At 47.8% G+C, this 23,075-nt stretch carries 17 protein-coding genes; 4 read left to right on the top strand and 13 right to left on the bottom strand.

Annotated features, from left to right (window positions below; translation table 11 throughout):
• Positions 1–118: 118 nt before the first annotated feature.
• The gene (locus RTS10_RS08615) at positions 119–3,415 is read right to left on the bottom strand and encodes an ATP-binding protein (RefSeq protein ID WP_312539985.1); all 3,297 of its coding nucleotides are present in this window, start codon (positions 3,413–3,415) and stop codon (positions 119–121) included.
• 378 nt (positions 3,416–3,793) lie between these two features.
• Between RTS10_RS08615 and cysM the strand changes: the two genes are divergently transcribed.
• Genes cysM through RTS10_RS08600 form a run of 3 tightly spaced genes read left to right on the top strand, consistent with a single transcriptional unit; the run spans position 3,794 to position 6,327 of the window.
• Positions 3,794–4,717 (top strand): cysteine synthase CysM, encoded by a 924-nt coding sequence (gene cysM / locus RTS10_RS08610; RefSeq protein WP_095356306.1) that lies wholly within the window; start codon positions 3,794–3,796, stop codon positions 4,715–4,717.
• Positions 4,718–4,756: 39 nt separating this feature from the next.
• On the top strand, positions 4,757–5,626 hold the full coding sequence (locus RTS10_RS08605; RefSeq protein WP_312539982.1) for a 3'-5' exonuclease: 870 nt from the start codon (positions 4,757–4,759) through the stop codon (positions 5,624–5,626).
• Entirely contained in the window at positions 5,623–6,327 is a 705-nt protein-coding gene (locus RTS10_RS08600) for a fumarylacetoacetate hydrolase family protein (RefSeq protein ID WP_312539981.1), read from the top strand. Before RTS10_RS08605 ends, RTS10_RS08600 begins: the two co-directional genes overlap by 4 nt.
• 81 nt (positions 6,328–6,408) lie before the next feature.
• Here RTS10_RS08600 and RTS10_RS08595 read toward each other — a convergent pair whose 3' ends face one another.
• A complete protein-coding gene (locus RTS10_RS08595) occupies positions 6,409–9,375 on the bottom strand; it encodes an insulinase family protein (protein ID WP_312539980.1) in 2,967 nt (988 codons plus the stop codon).
• A gap of 287 nt (positions 9,376–9,662) precedes the next feature.
• Here RTS10_RS08595 and RTS10_RS08590 point away from each other — a divergent pair, with 287 nt between their 5' ends.
• The gene (locus RTS10_RS08590; protein WP_312539978.1) at positions 9,663–10,676 is read left to right on the top strand and encodes an adenosine kinase; all 1,014 of its coding nucleotides are present in this window, start codon (positions 9,663–9,665) and stop codon (positions 10,674–10,676) included.
• A 96-nt stretch (positions 10,677–10,772) separates the two neighbouring features.
• On the opposite strand, the gene RTS10_RS08585 is transcribed toward RTS10_RS08590, so the two are convergent.
• The 11 genes from RTS10_RS08585 to RTS10_RS08535 all read right to left on the bottom strand — a co-directional run bounded on the left by RTS10_RS08585 (position 10,773) and on the right by RTS10_RS08535 (position 22,861).
• On the bottom strand, positions 10,773–11,948 hold the full coding sequence (locus RTS10_RS08585) for an isovaleryl-CoA dehydrogenase (protein WP_312539975.1): 1,176 nt from the start codon (positions 11,946–11,948) through the stop codon (positions 10,773–10,775).
• A 16-nt stretch (positions 11,949–11,964) separates the two neighbouring features.
• Positions 11,965–12,897: a hydroxymethylglutaryl-CoA lyase gene (locus tag RTS10_RS08580; protein ID WP_312539973.1), complete on the bottom strand. Its 933-nt coding sequence runs from the start codon at positions 12,895–12,897 to the stop codon at positions 11,965–11,967.
• A complete protein-coding gene (locus RTS10_RS08575; RefSeq protein WP_312539971.1) occupies positions 12,894–14,990 on the bottom strand; it encodes an acetyl/propionyl/methylcrotonyl-CoA carboxylase subunit alpha in 2,097 nt (698 codons plus the stop codon). The genes RTS10_RS08580 and RTS10_RS08575 overlap by 4 nt, the downstream gene beginning before the upstream one ends.
• Before the next feature lie 110 nt (positions 14,991–15,100).
• Positions 15,101–15,895: an enoyl-CoA hydratase/isomerase family protein gene (locus tag RTS10_RS08570; protein ID WP_312539970.1), complete on the bottom strand. Its 795-nt coding sequence runs from the start codon at positions 15,893–15,895 to the stop codon at positions 15,101–15,103.
• 102 nt (positions 15,896–15,997) lie between these two features.
• Entirely contained in the window at positions 15,998–17,614 is a 1,617-nt protein-coding gene (locus RTS10_RS08565; RefSeq protein ID WP_062333270.1) for a carboxyl transferase domain-containing protein, read from the bottom strand.
• Between the two features lie 88 nt (positions 17,615–17,702).
• Positions 17,703–19,439 carry an AMP-binding protein gene (locus RTS10_RS08560; protein ID WP_312539969.1) on the bottom strand — a complete coding sequence of 579 codons (1,737 nt, stop codon included), beginning with the start codon at positions 19,437–19,439 and terminating at the stop codon, positions 17,703–17,705.
• Positions 19,440–19,882: 443 nt separating this feature from the next.
• Positions 19,883–20,278: a hypothetical protein gene (locus RTS10_RS08555; RefSeq protein ID WP_312539966.1), complete on the bottom strand. Its 396-nt coding sequence runs from the start codon at positions 20,276–20,278 to the stop codon at positions 19,883–19,885.
• A 29-nt stretch (positions 20,279–20,307) separates the two neighbouring features.
• Positions 20,308–20,673, bottom strand: coding sequence for a SirB2 family protein (locus tag RTS10_RS08550; protein WP_062333276.1), 366 nt, complete (start codon positions 20,671–20,673; stop codon positions 20,308–20,310).
• 89 nt (positions 20,674–20,762) lie between these two features.
• Positions 20,763–21,098 (bottom strand): BolA family protein, encoded by a 336-nt coding sequence (locus RTS10_RS08545; protein WP_036589719.1) that lies wholly within the window; start codon positions 21,096–21,098, stop codon positions 20,763–20,765.
• 203 nt (positions 21,099–21,301) lie between these two features.
• The gene (locus RTS10_RS08540; protein ID WP_007116215.1) at positions 21,302–21,757 is read right to left on the bottom strand and encodes a DUF441 domain-containing protein; all 456 of its coding nucleotides are present in this window, start codon (positions 21,755–21,757) and stop codon (positions 21,302–21,304) included.
• Positions 21,758–22,042: 285 nt separating this feature from the next.
• Positions 22,043–22,861 (bottom strand): M48 family metallopeptidase, encoded by an 819-nt coding sequence (locus tag RTS10_RS08535; RefSeq protein WP_312539965.1) that lies wholly within the window; start codon positions 22,859–22,861, stop codon positions 22,043–22,045.
• Between the last annotated feature and the right edge of the window lie 214 nt (positions 22,862–23,075).

Genomic DNA, 23,075 nt, shown 5'->3' with positions numbered 1-23,075 from the left:
ATCTCACTTTACTGATTTTGTTGGTTGGGCACAAGAGGCGATATCGGACGATACGTTTAAGAAAGGTAACGTGAAATGGCAAGTATGCTAAACCTAGGCGGCATTATGGTGATGGGTGTCAAATCATCTTCCAAGTCATGTCGTTTTCTTTGAGCTGGGCATATTTGAGTGCAGGGAATTGACTCAAATCAGCCTGTGCCAAGTTATCAAGCGCTTGTAGCATTTGCTCATAATAAGGTGCCAAAATGGCAAATTGCGCAGGTGAGCTATTGTTGATATTTAGCAAGCACTTGTCTTCAAGATTTTGGCTAGCTTGACGTAGCTGTGGTACGCCCGTATAACGACTCGCCCCTAAAATGCGATGCGCCGCGTGGGACAAGGCTTGTCTGTCGTGGCGCTGCCAAGCTTGCTGCAAGTCACTTTTTTCCTGCTCAATTGATTCAATCAGCAGGGTAATTAAATTGGCTGCCAAATCAGGCTTACCTGCTACCCGCATCACCGCATCATCCCAATCAATGACCGCAAGACTTGCTAGTGACTCAGCGCTATGCTGACTGCTGACTGATGGTAGGCTTGGCAGATTAGCGTTGTCATCGGTGGTAGTCGCTGAGGCGGCTAATGGCGTATGAGCAAATACGGCACTCTCTTTGGGGGTTGCAGGTGCAGTACGCAGGTTATTTGCCCCAGAGGCTATAGGCGCTATCGACCGCGCCGAGATGGGTGAGTTGATAGCAGATTTGTCAGAAGCCACATCAGCGGTTGAGTCAAAAGTCACATCAGCGGACGCGGACGTGCTGTGTTTGCCCAACCAGCGTTGCAGGATTTGCAATAACTGGGCTTGACTGATTGGTTTGCCCACATAGTCGTCAATCCCAGATGCCAATAATGTATCGCGTTCATCCGATAGGCTATGCGCGGTCAGGGCAATAATCGGAATATGTTTATGTCCTGCTTGCGTTTCAACCTTACGGATTTGGATGGCGGCTTCACTGCCTGACATTCTTGGCATTTGAATGTCCATAAAGATCAAATCCACGGCGGTATCGCTTTGCGACTGGTGGGTGGTGATGTACTCAATGGCGTCAAACCCACTATTAACCGTCACCACATTAATGCTCAGCTCAGCCAATAACGCTTCTAGTACCAATAAATTGGGAAGATGGTCATCTACGGCAAGCACAGTAAAGCCATGCCACTGCGGCAGTGTGGGCTCTTGGCTGCTGGCAGAATTGCTATCGAGCAGCTGATAAAGCTGGCGACGATCGAGCGGCTGATACAAGGCTTGTGCTTGGTAACGCGACAACAATTCTGGCTCAAGATTGACCTGATAGCCAAATAGTAGCAATTTACCGGCATAATGTAAGCGTACTTGTTTGAGCAGCGACGTGGTGTCCTCAGTGGTACCATTGTCCACGATGACCCAATCCCAATGATTGCCTGTTTCTTTGAGCGATTCAAGTAGGCTTGCTAGCGTACTTGCGGTAGTAATGGCAATCGGCAATTCGCGCAGCGAGCCTTTTAACACTTGTAAGCTTGCAGGATGGTCAATCCAAACCAAAATATTTACCGCAGCAGTGGTATCAGCCGCCACATAACCGGCATCGGTTTTTGGCGGGACGATGGCAGGTAACTGCCAAATGGGGTCATGGATAAGCAGCCGCTGCTGCTCTTGGTTACTGATGGTCATCGGCAAGGTAAACCAAAACGTCGTGCCTTTGATTTTGTGCGATTGGCTCGCATCACCCGCTTGCTCAGTGGCGTTGTCATAAAAACCAATATTGCCGCCCATCAGATAGGTAAGCTGTTTTGAAATCACCAACCCCAACCCCGTACCGCCGTACTGGCGAGTAATCGAAGGATCGCCTTGCGAAAAACTTTGAAACAGCACTTTTTGATGCTCAGGCGAAATCCCTCGCCCTGTGTCTTGCACACTGATATGAATTAAATCATCAATGTCATCATCCAGACTGACCCGCACAATGACCTCGCCATCATCGGTAAATTTGATGGCGTTGTTAACAAGATTGGTCAAAACCTGCTTGGTGCGTAACGCATCCCCTACTAGATAATGCGGCACATCGTCATAGAAGAACACCGCCAGCCGTAAATCTTTCTCTGCCGCGAGTGGCGATAGCATATCCACCACATCGTAGATACTGGCATACAGGTCAAATTCATGACTATCCAGTACCAGTTTGCCGGCTTCAATCTTAGAAAAATCAAGCACGTCATTGACCAGTGCTAATAGGTGCGCTGAAGACTTACGAATCGTTTGCACGTACAAGTCTTGCTCGGCATTTAAGCCGCCATGACGGGATAATAGGTTGATAAAGCCGTCAATACTGTTAAGTGGGGTGCGTAATTCGTGACTGATATTGGCTAAAAATGCTGATTTGGTTTGACTGGCTGAAACCGCCGCATCACGCGCATTGCGAATTGAGATGTTTTGCATTTCCATCTCGTCAAAAGCCAATCGCAAATCATCTTCGGTCTGTTCGGCGTGATTTTTGAGTTCTTGGAAACTTTTATGCAGACGTCTTAAGGTCTTGACCAAGTCCTGTTGCAGCTGGTTGATTTCACCACTGGCGTTGATGGTCATCGGTTTATACAGGTTGTTGGCGTTGGTGCGCTGCAAATGTAACCGCATCTCATAAATCGGCGCAATCCAGCGTCTGGCATATATGTGGGTGGTCAATAGCAGCAGTAAAATAGTAAAGAGTCCGGTAATCGCTAACGCCAACATCACTTGATAGCGAGCCACTTGTAGCGGCTCATTATCAATATTGACAATAAGCCACAAGGTCGGTAGTGGGGCAGTCGCATTGACGGGCGGGCTTAATACCAATTTTCGACCAAATAAACTACTATCCTTGCTATTAAATAGGCTGTTGGATTGGGTGTTGAGCTGCGTGAGCAAATAAGTTTGCTGTGTATTGCTTTGCGCCTCAAGGTGGCGTCCCAAAAAAGGCAACAAGCGCGGATTGGGCTGTTGTGACAAATCACCAAAACTGACCAACACGTTGCTTTGTTCGTTGACAATCGCCACGCCTTGCAAGTGTTTGTCGTTGATGGCATTTTGTAGGGCAAATTTCACACTGGCTTGTAGCGCCGCCAGTTCTTTGGGTGACAGCTCAGCTTTATTTGCACTGTCTTTGTTTAAGTCATTAGTCTGAGTGCTAGTTGTAGATAGTGCTTGGTTGATTTTAATCAGATTCGTCTGCATGGAAGCGGCGACTGGCTGCAGAGTCACCAGCAAATTATCGGCGGTTGATTGCTGAATGGTACGCGCAGCACGACTGGTATCCGATAACACCAAAAAACCACCCGTCAACGCGAGTGCGCTAATCGGCAAAAACACCAACAGTATCAACTGTCCATAAGCGGTGGAAAAATCCAAGTGAAATCGTTTGCTCACATTGCTAGCCTTGCATCAGCCTAATTTAGGCATCAGATTTTTTATCAGGGTTTTGGGGTATAGCGTTTCATTTTATAGGATTTTAGCCAATTTTGCTTGTGTCGCTGGGGTTTTTGTCGCAAGTAAATTTTTGACAAGTCTATACCCCAGCAAAAAATCGAGATAAAATCAGATGGGGTAGCGGTTGAAAAATGACTGGCACAATAATCATGATTCGCAACTGACGGGTGATACGAATTTTGCTAAACTACGCGCGCAATCCAAAAAATTTACTGTTAAAAAAACTAATCAACGCTAGCTAATCTATAAGCTAGACTAAATGCGTCTGCGCAAAACTCGTATTATCAAAAGTTCATGGCCAAAAACTAAGGTTGTCTTATGACCCATAATAATTTCATCACTGAAACCAGCACGCTCAATGACTGCATTGGACATACACCACTGGTCAAGCTGGCGCGATTTGCACCGCAAACCGACCAAGGTACAGCCACACTGCTTGCCAAACTTGAAGGCAACAATCCAGCGGGCTCAGTGAAAGACCGCCCTGCCTATAACATGTTTTATCAAGCGGAACTGCGTGGCACTATCAAGCCAGGCGACACCATCATTGAGGCCACCAGTGGCAATACAGGCATCGCCCTTGCCATGGTCGCGGCAATGCGCGGCTATGCCATGACGCTGATTATGCCTAGCAACTCTACCCAAGAGCGTAAAGACGCGATGGCAGCGTATGGGGCGACACTGATTGAAGTCGATAACATGGAATCGGCACGCGACCTTGCTCAGCAAATGCAGGCAGAAGGCAAAGGCATCGTACTCGATCAGTTTAACAACCCTGACAACAAACAAGCGCATTATCTGACCACAGGTCCTGAGATTTGGCAGCAAACCAATGGCACGATTACCCACTTTATTAGCTCAATGGGGACCACAGGCACCATCATGGGCGTGTCCAAATACCTAAAAGAACAAAACCCAAACGTGCAAATTATCGGTTTACAGCCCGCTGAAGGTGCTAATATCGCAGGAATTCGTAGATGGCCAGCCGCTTATTTGCCAAAGATTTTTGAGCCAAGTTTGGTGGATAGGGTGATGGACATCGATCAGCACGATGCGGAAGTGTTTATGCGTAAGCTTGCCCGCGAAGAAGGGATTTTTGCGGGGGTATCATCCGGTGGTGCGGCGTGGGCAGCGTACCAAATCGCTAAAGAACACCCGGATGCGGTGATTGCATTTATCGTCTGTGACCGTGGCGATCGTTATCTATCAACAGGGTTGTTTGGTGTTAAAGATGACGCTTAATACCCAATAACCTAAAGAAGAAACTAACAAGGAAGTATTATGGCTACGCCAGCGCCGATTTTAGTATTTGATATCGAAACCATACCCGATGTTGCCACAGGCAAGCGGCTATACCCTGAGTTGGCTAGGTTATCGGATAACGATGCCATGACCAAGCTTATGGCACTGCGTGAGCAAGATGTTGGGCATCCTTTTATGCCCCTGCCCTTGCACCAAATCGCTTGTCTTTCGGTGTTGTGGGTCGCGGGCGGCAAAATGACCCTCAAATCGCTGTCGCTGGCTGACCATAGCGAAGCGCAAATGATTCAAACCTTTTTTAATGCCATTGAAAAAAATCCGTTGTTGGTGAGCTGGAATGGCAAGGGCTTTGATATACCCGTCATGGTGTATCGAGCGTTACAGCATGGTCTAACCGCGCCCAAGCTGTTTAGCCAAACCGGTGAGATGAGATACAACAACTATATCAACCGGTATCATGACCGTCATACCGATTTGATGGTGAAGCTTGCCATGAATAGCACGTCGCAAAAACTCGATGTCGTGGCATCCCTATGCGGCTTTGCAGGCAAGCAAGCGTTGGACGGCTATGATGTGGTGCCTATGGTGCAAGCAGAGGCATGGGATAAGCTCACCACCTATTGTGAAAGTGATGTGCTCAATACTTGGCTGATTTTTTTGCGCTACCAACGACTGACGGGACAATTTTCAGCGCAGCAAAGCGAGCAATGGGAATCCACCACCCGAGACTATCTGCAATCGTTCACCAATCAAGACAATAGCCTGCGCCATGATAAATTTTTGCAAGCGTGGCAACCTGCTAGCAATTTAGCCGCTGACCAGCATGTCACTGATATTGCCATCACTCAGCCGCCATCTGATACCCCAACCACCCAAGTAGAATCATCATGAATACCATTTTTCCACCCAGCCAAGTGGTGGCACTGCCCATCCATCAATCTGAGCAAACCTTTCCTGTCCGCCGCGTGTATTGCGTGGGGCGCAACTATGCCGACCACGCCCGCGAAATGGGCAGTGACCCAGACCGTGAGCCGCCATTTTTCTTTTGTAAAGCCGGTGACAGCGAGTCGATTATTGCGGTTCGACCCGATAGCATTGCCCAATTGCCTTATCCGACTAAAACGCAAGCGCTACATTATGAAGTAGAATTGGTGGTTGCGATTGGCAAAGCGGGTGCCAATGTGAGTGTATCACAGGCACATAACTTGATTTTTGGCTATGCCGTGGGGCTCGACATGACGCGCCGCGACTTGCAAAACGAAATGAAAAAATCGGGTCGCCCGTGGGAGATTGGCAAGGCGTTTGACTATTCGGCACCCATTGGCGAAATTTATCCCGTTGCTAGCGTTGCTGAGATACAACAAGCAAATATTTCACTGGCGGTGAATGGCGAGCCCAAACAACAAGGCAATATCAATCAGTTAATCTGGAATGTGGCAGAGACCATTGCCAATTTATCTGAGTTTTTTGAGCTCAAAGCAGGGGATTTGATTTTTACAGGGACGCCAGCGGGCGTCGGTGCGGTGGTCAAAGGCGATACCATCCTCGCGCAAATTGACGGACTGGGTAAAATTGAGTTGCTGGTTGTGTAAAACTTCGAGTATAAAAGATGAAAAAAGGCGCTAATAACAGCGCCTTTTTTATTAAGATGATTAATTTTATTGTTACGTTTGTTATAGCACTTTTTCAATCTGAAAACCCATTTTTTGCATGAGTTCAGCTTTATCAAACGGCGCAAGGCTGGCACGAGTAAATGGCTTGTCTTTAAGATAAGTTCTTGTTACCCGCTGTAAATCATCAAGGCTGACCGCCAAGATTTTGGCACGCATCGCTTGTTGCCACTCTTTGCCGCGACTATGCAACTCAGCAAACAGCGCCTTCACCGCTTCACCCGCCGGACTTGCGGGCTTATCCATGCCTGCCATCAATCCTAAAATCGCTTCTTCAATCCAAGCATCGGTTTTTTCGCCTGTAGTTTGCGCGAGTAACCAATCAATACTACCCAAGAAGTCATCAAACGTGGCTTGGTCACGCGGGTCACGGTAGCTATAAAACTTGAAAGAGCAGGCATTGCTATCATAGCTCGCGCCGCCGCCATACGCCCCGCCTTGCTCGCGAATGGTACGATGCAGATAGTTGTTGCGTAGTACGCTTGAGAGCACCATCAAGGCAGGGGCATCTGGATGGTTGGTCGGCACGGCATCAAAGACAAGCGCATGATGAAATACATTGGTTTGCGCAAGCCACGCGATATCGCTACTGTCAGTGGTAATGGGCGATTCGATTAAGGTAGCGGTAGGCTCGTCAACAGGCGCTTGCCAGCTCTCGCTAATCGCTTGTTGCAGCGTGGGTAATATCTCTGCTTCGGCGATGATGAGTGCTTGTTTTGGCAAGGCTTTGATGTAGCGATGTAAATTGTCTAAGCGCTCTCCCAGCTTTTGCCACGCACTGCTATCTTGCTCCGCTTGCTGCAAAAATTCAGTTAAGCTATTTAATGCAGGCAAACCACCGCGTACATATTCAAGACGGGCGATTTTACTGGTGTTACGGCTCGCTGTTTGCATGGCATACGCATGACCTGCATTGGCAAGACGCGATTGCCAGCCCATTTGTTTTTGGGTCAGTAGCTCTTCCATCCGCGCATATTCAGTAAAAATAGTGTCGTTGAGTACTTCTTTAAGCAACTCAATCGCTTCAAATTTACGTGACAATGAGCGGGTAGCGACCACCAAAAAGCTATCCATTTTTTCGGGATTATCAGGTGACGTGCGCTGGCTGATTCTGACAGTCACACCGCTTGAATGACGTGCTTGCCGCGCTTGAAATGCCAAAGCATCGTGTTTGCGCGTGCCCACTTCGCTGATCAAACTCAGATACGTTGGTAAATCTGGGTGATTGATGAGCGCTTCATGTCCCTCTAGGGGCATAATCACTTGATAATAGTACAGACCGTTGGTGCCTGCTTCATATTCATACAACGTACTTGGCACACCGCTTAAAATGATATCGCGCTTTTTACCTGTTTTAAATTGAATTTGGGCAGGAATATCCGCCAATCCCACTTTGGGTAGCAAATCCACATCATCAGGCGTAGCTTGGCGTTCGGCAAGGGCTTTGGCTTGGCTGATGAGCGCATTACGGGTGTCATCGGTCAGTGCCGCTTCAATGGTGTCAAGTTTGGCTTGCTCATCCTTGGCTTGTTGCTCAGATTTGCTCGCATCAGGGATGAGTGTCAAGCGCACGCGGTGCGGATTGTCGAGCAAAAATTTGCGAATCAAATCGGCGATAAAATCAGGATTTTGTACTTGCTCACGTAGCCAGTTTAGGTTTTCATCGATATCCCACACATGCATGGGGTCGCCGTCGTGGATAGCAGTACTAAAGCCTTCTAGCATCAAATTTAGACCATATGGCATACTATCGCCACCGATATGACGTTGGTCGATTTCGATTTGGTGCAAAATGGTTTCAATCGCTTCACTGTCCACAGGCTGGTCCGCCACTTGTTTGAGTAAGTCCAAAATCCCTTGCTCAATGGCATCGCCATGCTCAGGCTCAGAGCCACGGACACCCGCATAAAACACCATCTGATAATGGCTGTCATCCAAGCCCAGTAGCGGCGTCGGGGCAGATGCCAGCGGATGGCTATCGAGATACGCCCGCAGCGGCGAACCTGCATGTTCAACCAATACGCCTTCAAGTAGTCGCATAGCCAGACGCTGCTTACCGTCTAAAATCGATGGTAATAACCATGCCATGACGTGGTGCGTTTGTTTGGGTTTCACCGTATCGACACTGTAAGTGTCGGTCACGCTGATTGGCGCGGTCAATGATTTTTCGAGTCGTGAGGCGTGTTTTTGCCCTCTAGCAAACGCTTTGCCTGCTACCGCCAATCCATCCTCATGGATACGGGCTTGGGTCTCTGCCACAGGGATATTGCCGAAGCTCATCACCACCGCATTGCTTGGGTGATAGTGACTTTGATGAAACTTGACCAAATCAGCGTGGGTCAGCTCGGTAATGGCAGCAGGCTCACCGCCAGAATTGTAGTGATAAGTGGTTGTGGGGAATAAATGACGCGCCAGCGTGTGATACAACTGGTCAATCTCGCCACTCATCGCGCCTTTCATTTCATTAAATACAATGCCTTTATACTGTGGTTTGCCGTCATCATCAAGCTCCACACGAATCCCTTCTTGGGCAAAATCGAGCGGATTTAAACTTGGGAAAAATGTCGCATCTAAATACACCGACAACAAGTTAAAATAATCTTGACGGTTTTGGGTGGCAAACGGATACGCCGTCCAATCTGCCGCGGTAAACGCATTCATAAACGTATTGAGCGAGCGCTTAATCATGCTAAAAAACGGGTCGCGCACGGGATATTTTTCAGAGCCACATAGACTGGTATGCTCCAAAATATGCGCCTCACCGCGGTCGGTCATCGGCTGGGTGCGAAAGCCAATCATAAAGGCATTTTCATCACTCGGGTGGGCGAGATGATAATGAATCAACCCAGTGGCGTTATGTTCGCTCACCAGCACATCAAGCGATAGCGCATCGATGCGCTCATGAGAGCGTAGGGTAAAAGCAGGGTGTAGAGTCAAATCTAAAGCAGAGTCGTGAGAAGTTGCGGGCATGAAGTTACCTGTGTGTCATCATAATATTTGTCAAAATTTATCAGCAAAACCAACGATAAAAACAAACAGAAAGTATAGCAGTTTTGTCGGATTTATTTTGAGTTAAATGGGGTCAAAACCTGCTTTATAAAGGCAAAAAAAACACAGATACCACAGATAACACAGCGCCAATCATTTGCCCGTGTCAGCCAATTTTCAGATATTAACTTTGACGGTTTTAATTTACAATGACACCACATTGAATTTAACTCATCTATTTTTTCCAAAATCGTTAAAAAGGAACCACAATGGCAAAAATCGTCGCCATCGGCAATGCGTTAGTCGACAGTGAATTTGTCGTCACCGATGCACAGCTTCACGCCACAGGCCTGACCAAAGGCAATATGACCCTAGCCAGTCACAGTGAGCAAGCTGACCTCATCGCCTCGCTCACCACGCAAAACATCACCGCAACCAAACAAGCCGGCGGTGGCTCGGCTGCCAACAGTATCTATGCCGCTGCAAGCCTTGGTAGCGATACTTTTTACGCTTGCCGAGTCGGTGAAGATGAGGCAGGGCGTTTTTATTTGGCTGATTTAAATGCCGCAGGTATCAAGACATCTACCAAGTCATTTGCTGATGGTACTACAGGCAGTTGTATGGTGATGGTGACCCCAGATGGCGAGCGCACCATGCAAACGCATTTGGGCACTTCAGCAGAAATCAGTGAAACCGATATTGAGTTTGATGCGCTCAATGATGCTGATTGGTTGTATCTTGAAGGTTATCTCGCTATGTCACCCTCGGTACAACAGGCGATTGCCCAGCTAAAACAACAAGCCAAAGCCAAAGGCGCTAAAATCGCGGTCAGTTTTGCCGACCCTGCCGTGGTCAAATTTGGTCGTGAAGGACTTGATGCGATGCTAGAGGGTGGCGTGGATGCGGTGTTTTGTAACTGTGATGAAGCGCAGCTATTTACCAACCAAACCAGTCATTCTCAAGCGGCAGCAGCGTTATTGTCAGTTGCCAATATGGCAGTGGTGACCAATGGCGCAGCAGGGTCAATCGTTGCCGTGCGAGACGATGTTTCACGTGAAACAAAATTGATTGACGTGGCATCGCTAGCCGTTGACCAAGTGCTAGATACCAATGGCGCAGGGGATAATTTTGCGGGCAGTTTTTTATACGCGCTATCGCAAGGCCATGCGTTGGCAGATTGTGGCAAATTAGCCAGTAGCGTCGCAAGTCAAATTATTCAGCAGTTCGGACCCCGTCTCAAACCGGCGCAATACCAAGCCATTTTCCAATCAACCTTAACATAGCACGTTGCTAATAAGGCGGATTTTGACAACCTATTTTGACAATCTAATAAAAAAGCCCTAGTTTTAGCTAGGGCTTGTGCTGATAAAGCTAATCAATTAAGCGGTTTCGTTGAACAGCTCACGACCAATCAGCATACGCCGTACTTCGCTGGTACCTGCGCCAATCTCATATAGCTTGGCATCACGCCAAATACGACCCAGTGGATACTCGTTGGTATAGCCATTGCCGCCAAAGATTTGGATACCTTCCCCTGCCATCCAAGTGGCTTTTTCCGCTGTCCACAAAATCACGCTGGCGCAGTCTTTACGTACTTGGCGCACATGGTCTGAGCCTAACATATCCAAGTTTTTGCCCACGGTGTAGAGAAAGCTGCGCCCTGCCTGTAAGGTGGTGTACATGTCCGCCACTTTACCTTGAATCAACTGGAATTCACCAATGGCTTGACCAAATTGTTTGCGATCGTGGATGTAGGGAATGACATTGTCCATCACCGCTTGCATCAGCCCAATGGGACCTGCAGCCAGTACCGCACGCTCGTAGTCCAAGCCACTCATCAATACTTTAACGCCGTTGTTAAGACCACCCAGAATGTTGTCGCTTGGCACTTCGACATTGTCAAATACCATCTCGCCTGTGTGGCTACCGCGCATACCGAGTTTGTCGAGTTTTTGCGCGGTATAAAAGCCTTTCATGCCTTTTTCTACCAAAAACGCGGTGATGCCTTTTGCCCCAAGCTCTGGGTTGGTTTTGGCATACACCACCATCACATCGGCATCCGGTCCATTGGTAATCCACATTTTTGAGCCGTTTAATACATATACGCCACCTTTGTTTTCGGCACGTAGTTTCATGCTGGTGACATCTGAGCCGGCACCGGGCTCACTCATGGCTAAGGCGCCGATGAATTCACCGCTGATGAGTTTTGGCAAGTATTTTTGTTTTTGGGCGTCTGTACCGTTGCGTTTGATTTGGTTGATACATAAATTGGAGTGTGCGCCATAGCTTAGCGCCACTGAGCCTGATGCGCGGCTGATTTCTTCCATCGCCACCATGTGCGCCACATAGCCCATGTCCACGCCGCCGTAGGTTTCGGGTACAGTGATGCCATGCAGCCCAAGCTCGCCCATTTTTTGCCACAGGTCCATCGGGAATTGGTCGGTGCGGTCAAGCTCGGCAGCGCGTGGGGCGATTTCGGCATCGGCAAAGGCTTTGACGGTTTCGCGTAGGGCGTTGATGTCATCGCCAAGTTGGTAATCGAGTCCTAAGTTCATAGTCATTCCTTGTTTATTAACTGACTGTTAAAGATTTACGTTTATTTAAAATCGCTGTTGCCACCTTTGAGCCGTTTTGTCTGCCCAAAAACGCGCTGATTTTTTGTCCGACATCGACCAGTTTGTCGAGGTCAATGCCCGTTTCAATGCCCATGCCATGTAGCAGATATACCACATCTTCGGTGGCAACATTGCCGGTTGCGCCTTTGGCATATGGACAGCCGCCAAGCCCTGCCACCGAGGTATCAAACTGCCATACCCCCATTTGTAATGCCGCTAAGGTATTGCTAAGTGCTTGACCATAGGTGTCATGAAAATGCCCAGAGATATTGTCAATATCAATATAACGCAAGGCAGCATCCAACGCTTTTTGCACCTTGATAGGCGTGCCCACGCCGATGGTATCGGCAATACCAATATGTTCAGCGCCAATGGCAACGAGTTTTTCTGTCACATAGGCGACTTTATCGGGGTGAATCTCGCCTTCATACGGACAGCCCACGGTGCAAGAGATGACACCGCGCACTTTGATGCCATGTGCTTTGGCGGCGTAAGCCACGGGGGAAAAACGCTCGATACTCTCAGCGATGGTACAGTTGATATTTTTTTGGCTAAAAGCTTCACTCGCTGAGCCAAAAATCACCACTTCATAATCGGCAAATTGGTCACGGTGGGCAAGGGCGGCATCAAAGCCTTTCATATTAGGTGTGAGCACCGAATATACCACGTCATCACGTTTGCTAATGTCATCTAATACCGCATCATTGTCCGCCATTTGTGGTACCCACTTTGGCGACACGAAACTGGTGGCTTCAAGCTTGCGCACCCCTGCATCAATCAAGCCGTTAATCAACTCAATTTTGACATCGCTGGGTACGGTTTGTTTTTCGTTTTGTAGTCCGTCTCTTGCGCCCACGTCGATGATTTTGACAAAATTTGGATAGTTCATGATTGGCTGTCCGTATCAAGTTTTAATAGCTCATCGCCATCGGATACCAAATCCCCTGCTTTGAACAGCAACTCTGCCACCGTGCCATTAGCAGGGGCATTGATGGTATGCTCAATTTTCATGGCTTCAATCACCGCCAAGGCTTGACCTTTTTTCACTTCATCGCCCACATTGACCCGAAACGCCACCACTTGACCTGGCATGGGCGATTTTAGGCTGCCGCCATCTTGGGGCTCGATGCCCACATGCGCCATGCTATCCACCAAGGTGATGACATCGCTGGCATGATTTGAGAACACATATACTTGCTCATTGTGTCGCCATGCCTGCATCTGTTGGCGCTTGCCGGCTGTTTCTCCGTCACTTAGCCATAGCGTGAAGGTATCATCGGCAGTGGGCAAATAACGAACATCGCCTTGATAGATGGGCGTGACAACGTCCGCGTCTTGTTTTTCCGCTTTGGCAATGGTGTTAATCGTTAGATGAAATGCCTGTTCCTTGGCTTGCTCGTTAATTTGGCTGATAACCGCACGTAGTGGCTTATCGTGATACACCAAATCAAACGGACGCTCATAGTGGCTATACGCGCGCCATGCGTCGGTTTTGCTAAAGGGGTCGTGGTTTTGGGTTTGCGCTTCTTGTGCAAGCTCTTTGACAATCGCGGTGGCTACTAACCAAGGTAGTTCACCACGCTGCTGTCCAAACAGTACGTCTTTTTCACGCTCAATCAATGCGGTATCAAGATTGGCATATTTGAACGAATCTGATTGCACCACGTGACGCAAAAACGCCACGTTGTTGGGCAGACCGACAATACGGGTTTCTGCCAAGGCTTGGTCTAGTTTAGCAAGCGCTTGCTCACGGGTTGGCGCATGGACGATGAGTTTGGCAATCATTGAGTCATAGTACGGACTGATGACATCGCCTTCGCGTACCCCATCATCCACGCGCACATCCGACATCCTAAACTCGCTGTGAGTTGGCGTGCGATAAACGTTTAGCGTACCTGTGGCGGGCAAGAAGTTGTTGTCTGGGTTTTCAGCATTGATACGCGCTTCAATCGCATGGCCATTAATGGTCAAGTCTGCTTGTTGTTTTGGTAACGGCTCACCGCTGGCAACACTCAGTTGCCATTCGACAAGGTCAGTACCGGTAATCGCTTCGGTGACGGGATGTTCTACTTGCAGGCGGGTATTCATTTCCATAAAGTAGAAATTCATGCCACCAAATTTATCTTCGGGTGAACACTCACGTTGCTCTACGATAAATTCAACCGTACCTGCCCCCACATAATTGACCGCTTTTGCCGCCGCGATCGCCGCCGCGCCCATCGCCTCCCGCATTGCCACGCTGACATTGGGGGCAGGGGCTTCTTCGAGCACTTTTTGGTGGCGGCGCTGTACCGAGCAATCACGCTCAAATAAATACACGTAGTTGCCGTGGCTGTCGCCAAAGACTTGAATTTCGATATGGCGGGGACGTAGGGCGTATTTTTCAATCAATACGCTGTCATTGCCAAAGCTGCTAATGGCTTCACGTTGACATGAGCCTAAGGCGTCAATAAAGTCTTCGGTTTTTTCAACTAACCGCATCCCTTTGCCGCCGCCACCAGAGCTGGCTTTGATTAGCACAGGATAGCCAATTTTGTCGGCCTCGCTATGCAAAAATTCGGGGTCTTGGTTGGTGCCATGATACCCTGGAATGAGTGGTACATTGGCAGCTTCCATCAAGCGTTTGGATTCGGCTTTAAGCCCCATCGCGGTGATGGCAGACGCTGGGGGGCCAATGAACACCAAACCCGCATCCACGCACGCTTGGGCAAATTCGTCGTTTTCACTCAAAAACCCGTAGCCTGGGTGAATCGCTTGTGCGCCTGTCTGTTTGGCAGCCTCCAAGATACGCTCCCAACGCAGGTAGCTGTCTTTGGGCGCAGAACCGCCTATATAAATGGCTTCATCACACACGGCTACGTGCTTGGCAAAGCGGTCAGCGTCGGAATATACCGCAACGGTACGCACGCCCAATTTTTTGGCGGTGGCTGCCACGCGGCAAGCAATCTCACCCCGATTGGCTATTAAGATTTTTGAAAACATAATCGTCCCTTTTTATTTTTTCAAGACCGCATCACCGCGAATCTAACTTGGCATACTTATAAAATTTGGCTTATAAAATCCAGCTTTTTACCTCAGTTATTTTATCTGCGTCATTCAAGCCAGCTTGGTTTACGTTTTTGCAAAAATGACTGTACGCCTTCTTTACCCTCGGCGGATGCGCGGATATCGGCAATGCCTGCAACGGTATCTTTGATTAACTGCTCATTAATCTCCGCAAATGCCACATCCTGCACCAGTTTTTTACACACCTTGACAGCATTTGGGCTAGCATTGACCAAGTGTTTGACCAAATTATCAAGGGTTTGTGTAAACTCTTCTTCATCCACCCGCTCATGGATAAAACCGATTCTTTTGGCTTCTTTGGCATCAAATACTTCAGCGGTTAAGAAGTACCGATGCGCGGCTCTTGCGCCCATCGCACGAATCACATACGGGCTAATGGTCGCAGGAATCAAGCCAAGTTTGACTTCACTTAAGCAAAAATTGGCGTTTTTAACGCTAATAGCGATATCACAAGCCGCAACCAGACCCATACCGCCGGCATACACATCGCCTTGAATGGCAGCGACAGTCGGTTTTGGACAGTGGTAGATGGTGGCTAGCATTTGCGCAAGCTTGCCTGCGTCTGCTAAGTTTTCATCGTGGCTATAATCCGCCATCGCGCGCATCCAGTTTAGGTCTGCCCCGGCACAAAAGGCTTTGCCATTGGCAGTCAATACCACCACACGCACTTCGTCTTGCGCAGCGCAAAATTGAAACACATCGGTCAGTTCTTGGATGACATCGTCATTAAAGGCATTGCGTTTGTCGGGGCGATTGAGTGTAATGGTCGCTACGTGCTGGTCAATGTCTAACAATAAGCTGTCATAAGTCGGTAATTTCATCGTGTTTTTCCTTTGTTTGTTAGGTAAAGTTGAAGCGTTTTTGATGGTTGCTCAATGGTGATAGAACAACCAACCAAGACTTCCGATTTTACACGCTGAAAATTACATTCTAAATACACCAAAGGTGGTGTCTTCAATCGGTGCGTTATAAGCGGCACTTAAGCCGAGTGCCAATACTTGACGGGTATCGGCTGGGTCAATCACGCCATCATCCCACAGTCTAGCCGAGGCATAATAGGGATGACCTTGCTCATCAAATTGCTGACGCACTGGCGCTTTGAACGCTTCTTCGTCCTCGCTTGACCAGTGCTCACCTTTGGCATGGTATTGGCTGCGTTTGACCGTTGCTAATACTGACGCCGCTTGCTCGCCACCCATCACCGAGATACGCGCATTTGGCCACATCCATAAGAAACGTGGACTGTAGGCACGACCACACATACCATAGTTACCCGCGCCGAATGAGCCGCCGACAATCACGGTAAACTTCGGCACTTTGGCATTGGCAACTGCCATCACCATTTTGGCACCATGACGGGCAATCCCTTCATTTTCGTATTTGCGCCCCACCATAAAGCCTGTGATATTTTGCAGAAACACAAGCGGAATTTTACGTTTGCAGCATAGCTCGATAAAATGGGTGGCTTTTTGCGCTGATTCGCTAAATAAAATACCGTTGTTAGCGATAATACCCACTGGCATACCTTCAATATGTGCAAAACCACACACCAACGTTGTGCCAAAGCGTGCTTTAAACTCATCAAACTCACTGCCATCGACGATACGTGCAATGATTTCACGGATATCAAAGGGCTTACGGGTGTCAGTTGGGATGATGCCGTACAATTCTTTGGCGTCGTATTTGGGTGGACGCGGGGTTTTTTGCGCGGTAGCGTGGTGGATGGGTGTTTTTTGTTGGTTTAAATTGCCGATGATGTTGCGCGCCAGTGATAACGCGTGCAAATCGTTTTGGGCAAGGTGGTCAACCACGCCTGACAGACGGGTATGCACATCGCCACCGCCTAAGTCTTCGGCGGTCACTTCTTCACCTGTGGCAGCTTTGACCAGCGGCGGTCCACCCAAAAAAATCGTCCCTTGATCTTTGACGATAATCGACTCGTCACTCATGGCGGGTACATAGGCACCACCTGCAGTACAGCTACCCATGACCACGGCGATTTGGGGAATGCCTTCGGCGCTCATATTGGCTTGGTTAAAGAAGATGCGACCAAAGTGATCTTTATCTGGGAATACTTCATCTTGGTTGGGTAAGTTCGCGCCGCCAGAGTCGACCAAATAGATACATGGCAAGCGGTTTTCTCGCGCGATTTCTTGCGCCCGTAAATGTTTTTTGACCGTCATCGGGTAGTAAGTGCCGCCTTTGACGGTGGCATCGTTACACACAATCATACAGTCAATACCAGCGACGCGACCAATGCCAGCAATCACGCCTGCGGCAGGGATATCGGCATCATACATGCCATACGCTGCCATCGGTGAGACTTCCAAAAATGGCGTACCGGCATCCAGCAAGCGCTCGACGCGTTCACGCGGCAATAGCTTACCTCGAGCCACATGTTTGGCGCGGGCGGACTTAGAGCCGCCCTGAGCAATGACCGCAAGTTTGGCTTTGAGGTCATCAACGATAGTTTGCATGGCAGCGGCATTGGCTTGAAATTCCGCGCCATTTGGGCTTAATTTACTTTGGATAACCGTCATTGTAAATCCTAATTCTGTCAAAGGGTGCAGCTAAATTGCTATTAGATGCCCTCTGTATTTATGTTAAGTTTTTGCTGAAGTTGAAAATTTAGAGTCCCAATTCTTGTGTCATCGCTTCCACGATTTTGAATTTTTGAATTTTACCCGTGACGGTCATTGGGAACTCGTCGACAAACTTCATGTAAGTCGGTACTTTATAGTGTGCAATGTGATCTTTACAGAAATCACGGATGTCTTGTTCGGTTAAGTTGCTGTCTTTTTTGGGGATAATCCAAGCGGCGAGGACTTCACCAAATTTTTTGTCGGGTACGCCCACGATTTGGACGTCACGGATTTTTGGGTGGCGATATAGGTAGTTTTCGATTTCAACAGGGTAAATGTTTTCACCACCACGAATCACCATGTCTTTACTACGTCCGACGATTTTGACATAGCCTTCTTCGTCCATGGTTGCCAAGTCACCGGTATACATCCAGCCATCGACAATGGCTTCCGCCGTTTTATTGGTGTCATTCCAATAGCCGAGCATGATTGAGTAACCTTTGGTACACAGCTCACCTGTCTCACCGATGCCAAGCGTTTCGCCTGTCTCTGGGTTGACGATTTTGACTTCTAGGTTTGGCTGTACCAGACCTACGGTTGAGACTTGTTTTTCAAGTGGTGTGTGCTGGTTGGTTTGACAAGATACGGGCGATGTTTCGGTCATGCCATAGGCAATGGTGACTTCTTTCATGTGCATTTGGTCAATCACGTGGCGCATGACCTCAATCGGACAGCTTGAGCCTGCCATGATGCCGGTACGTAAAGTCGATAAGTCATAATTGGCAAAGTCTGGGTGGTCAAGCTCGGCGATAAACATGGTCGGTACCCCATGCAGACCTGTACATTTTTCGTTTTGCACGGTTTCAAGTACGGTGATGGGGTCAAAGCCATCGTTGGGATACACAATCGTGCCACCGTGGGTCAAGATGGCAAGGTTGCCCAGTACCATGCCAAAACAGTGGTAGAGCGGGACAGGGATACACAGACGGTCATCGGCAGTGAAGCTCATGGCTTCACCGATGAAATAACCGTTGTTTAAAATGTTGCGGTGGGTAAGCGTCGCGCCTTTAGGCGTGCCTGTGGTGCCACTGGTAAATTGGATATTGATGGGGTTATTGGGGTTGAGCTTTTTGGCACGTTCCGCCACTGCCGGATCATCGGCATCGCCTTCGGCAATCCATGCCGAGAATTTTTGCATATAGCTAAAATCCTCAGTAGACTCTGGGCTGTCAATCCAGATGACCCGTTTGAGATTGGGTAATTGCACGAGCTCTAAATTTTGGTAGCTTTGGTGACGCGCCTCGGGGGCAAGCTCTTGAAGCATCACCGCGTAGTCGCTAGATCTGAAATGGCGCATCAAGACCAGCACTTGGCAGTCGACTTTGTTGATGGCGTATTCAAGCTCAAAGATACGATACGCTGGGTTGATGTTGACCAGTATGATACCGGCTTTGGCAGTCGCCAATTGCATGATGACCCATTCAACGTTGTTGTGTGACCAAATACCCACGCGATCACCTTTTTGCAGACCCATACGAATCATGCTGCTGGCTAGCTGATTGACTTTACGCTGTAGTTCGCGGTAGGTGAGACGAATGTTTTGGTGTGCGGAAATTAAGGCGTCTTTATCGGGGTGTTGTTCCACCATCTGATCAAAAAAATCACCAATGGTCAATTCTATCAGTGGTGTGACCGGTCCTTTATCATAGCTTTGGGTGAGTGGGGCGTTGGCAGATTTCGCACCCATTACGATGCGTGGCAGGGTTAGCACGTCTTTGGTCATGGTAGCATCCTTACTATCGTGTTTTTTATCGTGTTTTTCTATCGTTTTTTTGGGGGGTTTACTAAAGGTATTGACGAAAGCTAGTGAAAACCTCGTGCTTACCTAAGTAAAAAATTTTACCCACTGATTAATACCCAAGTATTCCTTGACTTAAAGTATTGTTATAAAACTCATTTCAATTCATTTTTTTTAAAATTTTTACCGTGTTTAATCATCAATATCTGACATATTAATCAATAAATTATGAACTTGTCAATCTAAAACGAGACAATCTTTATCGAAATAAAAATTATCTTTAGGCTAAAAAAATATTCGATACATATTCAATAGGTATTCAATGACCCTTACTACCCCTAAGCCAGCCACTGATTTGGCTGACCATAAAAAAACCCATCTCACTATGAAAGATGGGTTTGGGTGTCAACAGGGTAAAATGGGATAAATTATTTTTCGCTATAGAGTTTGATGCCGGTAGCAAAGGGGCATTGTTTTAAACGAGCGGCTTGTAGCATCGCATCACGTTGTCCCATGGCAATCGACAGATTATGACGGTTGCCGCCATTGATTGAGCCTAAGCCGACACTCACGGTAGGATAAATACCATGGCGATTGCCCGATACACCAATCCCGATACCTGAAGCTTGCAAACCTGTGCGCTGGTTGGCATTGGCATCAATGTATTGATTGACGCGCGTGTATTCATTGGCAAGCGCAACACAGTCATAGCTTTGGTAATTGTTGGCGGATACATATTCAGGAGTAGGCGTGGTCATACACCCTGTCAAACCTGCCGTGGCGGCCGTCGCTAAAAGTATTGAGCTAGCTAATTTTTTCATCATCCTACTCCCTTATGTTCACTGCTTTAGCCTTAAAATAGGTTGAGCGGTTTAACAAACGCTAGCGTCAAAATACCCATATAGGCAATAAAAGCAATCAACATACCTATTTTGGCTTGATTGGGCGTAGTGGTCTGGCGTGTGGCTTTGACAGTCGCTGAAATGGCAACGATGAGTAACACTATTTTGGCAATCAACCAATGCGGCACTATACCTGCGCCAAATAATGGCATCGCCGTCACCGCGCCTGTTAAAATCACCAAGGCATACATCACGTGGGCGCCGATTTTGGCAGATTTTGGCAAGCCTTGTCCTTTTGGTGCGGTAAATACCAACACGGCTTGCCACAAGAATAAGGCAATTAAAATCAATGCCATCAGCATATGTGCGTGTTTCATACATCAACCTTTTTTATCATAATATAGCGTAAATTAACTCAAGAGGTCTGTGGGTTTAGCTTATGTTGACACTCTTTTTTATCTGTATGTTACCCTGCGTTTTGTCCTGCGCAATTGGGACTTTCGGGAGATTGCCCAACCGCTTGCCATTCTGCTTGGGTATAAGCATGAATTGAAAACGCGTGAATTTGCCCACCGCCTTGTGACAGTAACGTATGGATAAGTCCATACACCAACTGATGACGCTGTACCAAGCGTTTGCCTGCAAATGCCTCACTGACAATGGTCAGTTTAAAATGGGTTTCTTTGCCTTCAAAATAGCCAGCATGGCGCATCGACTCGTTTTCTAGCTGATAGACACTGGGCTGTAACGTTTGCAAACGCGCTGTCACGGCATCGGCAATCGGGGTAGCAAGTTGACTCATGTCGTCCTCGGTTCACTGATTTTATTCATCAAAAATGGGTAGTCAATGACAAACCTAACTGGTCACCACTTACCGCATTTTAGCCATTTTAGCATAGTTTTAAGGTAGCCTAATCTATCAAATTGGTTTGAGGGGCAAAAATAATCTTGTGTCAATACCGCTCAATTTTTCTCTATGTTTGATGGCTCACTAGCTTCTATGATTCACTTCGACCAATATAGCAAGGATAAAATCCCTGCGGCAATTAACGGACCGACCGCCACCCCGCGAAACAATACCACCCCTGCTACTGTGCCAATCATCAGCCCCGTGACCACGTTGGGGTCAACTTTCATTAAATTCACCCCTCTTGCGCCCAGCCAAGTCACCAGCAATCCCACGGCGATGGCCAATAATGAGCGCCAACTGGCAAAAGAGGTCATCAAGGCTTTGCTACTGACTTGCTCGGAGGCGATAGGCGCAATGACCGCAATGGTGAGCAGCAAAATACCCAAGTTGAGTCCATATTGTTGAATATAAGAAAAGATAGGTTGGTTGTTGGGTAAAAATTTGATGATAATTAGCGCAGTCGCACTGACCCAAATCGTGGGATTGTGCACAAAAATACCGCAGCCCAAAATGACGAACAAGACTAGCAAATTAATATCAAGCTGATTCATGAATTTACCCTATAGCGGTGACCAAACGCTTATTATGCCACTGACGATGCCACTGTGCTGTTGAGATAGTTAAAAAACTTCAATCAATCGGTTTTTTTTGACAACTTGTTAGGCTTGCTAGATAAATTGATGGGTAGGTAGATTGTTGAGTAAATTGATGGGCGGTGGATTATTAGGTATCAGCAAATTTTTAATCAACCCAATATTTGTCTTACTAAATTTGCGCACTAAAAAAGCCAATATCAACTCAATATTGGCTTATAAAATACGAAGTTAACATTAACGCTAACGGCTTTGTTGGTACAATGGCATCACACGTGGCAATAATGATTGAATGGTGGCAATACGTGTTGAGCTCACCGGGTGGGTACTTAAAAACTGAGGTGGCTCGCCGCGACCGCCCGCACTCTGCATTTTACGCCATAGGCTGACTGCTGCATTAGGGTCGTAACCTGCCCGTGCCATCAGCTCTAGCCCCATCAAATCAGCTTCCGTTTCTTGGGTGCGGCTATTGGGACGGGAAATACCCAAATCCCCCGCTAAACCTGCTAACTGTGCCTGTCCTTGAGATAGCCCTAATACACTCGCGGCAATACCAATCCCTGTTTGGGTCGCCACCTCACGCGATAGACGCTCACGGGTATGCTCACGTAATGCATGCGCCATCTCATGACCCATGATGGCAGCAATCTCAGCATCGGTTAGACTCAAGCGATCGATAATCCCTGAGTAGAAGACAATTTTACCACCGGGTAATACGTGTGCATTGAGCTCATTACTTTTAATGACATGCACTTCCCAAGACCATTGTCTTGCATCGCTGCGATAGGCACCTGTCTGCGCAATCAGACGCTGAGAAATTTTCTGTAAACGCGCCAACTGTGCCGGATTGGTATCAAGTAGACCTTTCGCACGGGCAGCGGCAATTTCTTGTTGAAAAGCTTGATTTGAAAGTTGTTGCACCTGCTGATCGGATACTACCAACAACTGATTACGGTCGACGCCAATCGCCCCCGTATCAGTGGTGGTTGAGCAACCTGTGGCACCTACCGCAATGACCGATGCCGCCAAACTTGGCATCATAAGTTTTTTTGAAATTTTCATCTTATCGTTATCTCCAAATACAGCAAAAAGGACCAAGAGAAATAGCAAGTTTAAACGCATTATAGCGAAGTCATTAAAAAACAATCTGCTGAGATTTGCAGTAATTGCGTAACGATAGATACATGGTGTGTTTCAGAGTGTGATAAAAAAAACTAATAATTACCCCACTCTCAACACTTTTAAGCGGGGTTGAAACAAAGAAGGCATGAACTTA

It is taken from the genome of Moraxella sp. CTOTU47616, assembly GCF_032017465.1.
GTDB lineage: Bacteria > Pseudomonadota > Gammaproteobacteria > Pseudomonadales > Moraxellaceae > Faucicola > Faucicola tetraodonis.
This window is presented reverse-complemented; position numbering and strand designations above follow the sequence as displayed.

Coding starts and splice junctions, on each gene's coding strand:
- cysM (WP_095356306.1), top strand. CDS start 3,794: ATGACCCATAATAATTTCATCACTGAAACCAGCACGCTCAATGACTGC.
- RTS10_RS08605 (WP_312539982.1), top strand. CDS start 4,757: ATGGCTACGCCAGCGCCGATTTTAGTATTTGATATCGAAACCATACCC.
- RTS10_RS08600 (WP_312539981.1), top strand. CDS start 5,623: ATGAATACCATTTTTCCACCCAGCCAAGTGGTGGCACTGCCCATCCAT.
- RTS10_RS08595 (WP_312539980.1), bottom strand. CDS start 9,375: ATGCCCGCAACTTCTCACGACTCTGCTTTAGATTTGACTCTACACCCT.
- RTS10_RS08590 (WP_312539978.1), top strand. CDS start 9,663: ATGGCAAAAATCGTCGCCATCGGCAATGCGTTAGTCGACAGTGAATTT.
- RTS10_RS08585 (WP_312539975.1), bottom strand. CDS start 11,948: ATGAACTTAGGACTCGATTACCAACTTGGCGATGACATCAACGCCCTA.
- RTS10_RS08580 (WP_312539973.1), bottom strand. CDS start 12,897: ATGAACTATCCAAATTTTGTCAAAATCATCGACGTGGGCGCAAGAGAC.
- RTS10_RS08575 (WP_312539971.1), bottom strand. CDS start 14,990: ATGTTTTCAAAAATCTTAATAGCCAATCGGGGTGAGATTGCTTGCCGC.
- RTS10_RS08570 (WP_312539970.1), bottom strand. CDS start 15,895: ATGAAATTACCGACTTATGACAGCTTATTGTTAGACATTGACCAGCAC.
- RTS10_RS08565 (WP_062333270.1), bottom strand. CDS start 17,614: ATGACGGTTATCCAAAGTAAATTAAGCCCAAATGGCGCGGAATTTCAA.
- RTS10_RS08560 (WP_312539969.1), bottom strand. CDS start 19,439: ATGACCAAAGACGTGCTAACCCTGCCACGCATCGTAATGGGTGCGAAA.
- RTS10_RS08555 (WP_312539966.1), bottom strand. CDS start 20,278: ATGATGAAAAAATTAGCTAGCTCAATACTTTTAGCGACGGCCGCCACG.
- RTS10_RS08550 (WP_062333276.1), bottom strand. CDS start 20,673: ATGAAACACGCACATATGCTGATGGCATTGATTTTAATTGCCTTATTC.
- RTS10_RS08545 (WP_036589719.1), bottom strand. CDS start 21,098: ATGAGTCAACTTGCTACCCCGATTGCCGATGCCGTGACAGCGCGTTTG.
- RTS10_RS08540 (WP_007116215.1), bottom strand. CDS start 21,757: ATGAATCAGCTTGATATTAATTTGCTAGTCTTGTTCGTCATTTTGGGC.
- RTS10_RS08535 (WP_312539965.1), bottom strand. CDS start 22,861: ATGAAAATTTCAAAAAAACTTATGATGCCAAGTTTGGCGGCATCGGTC.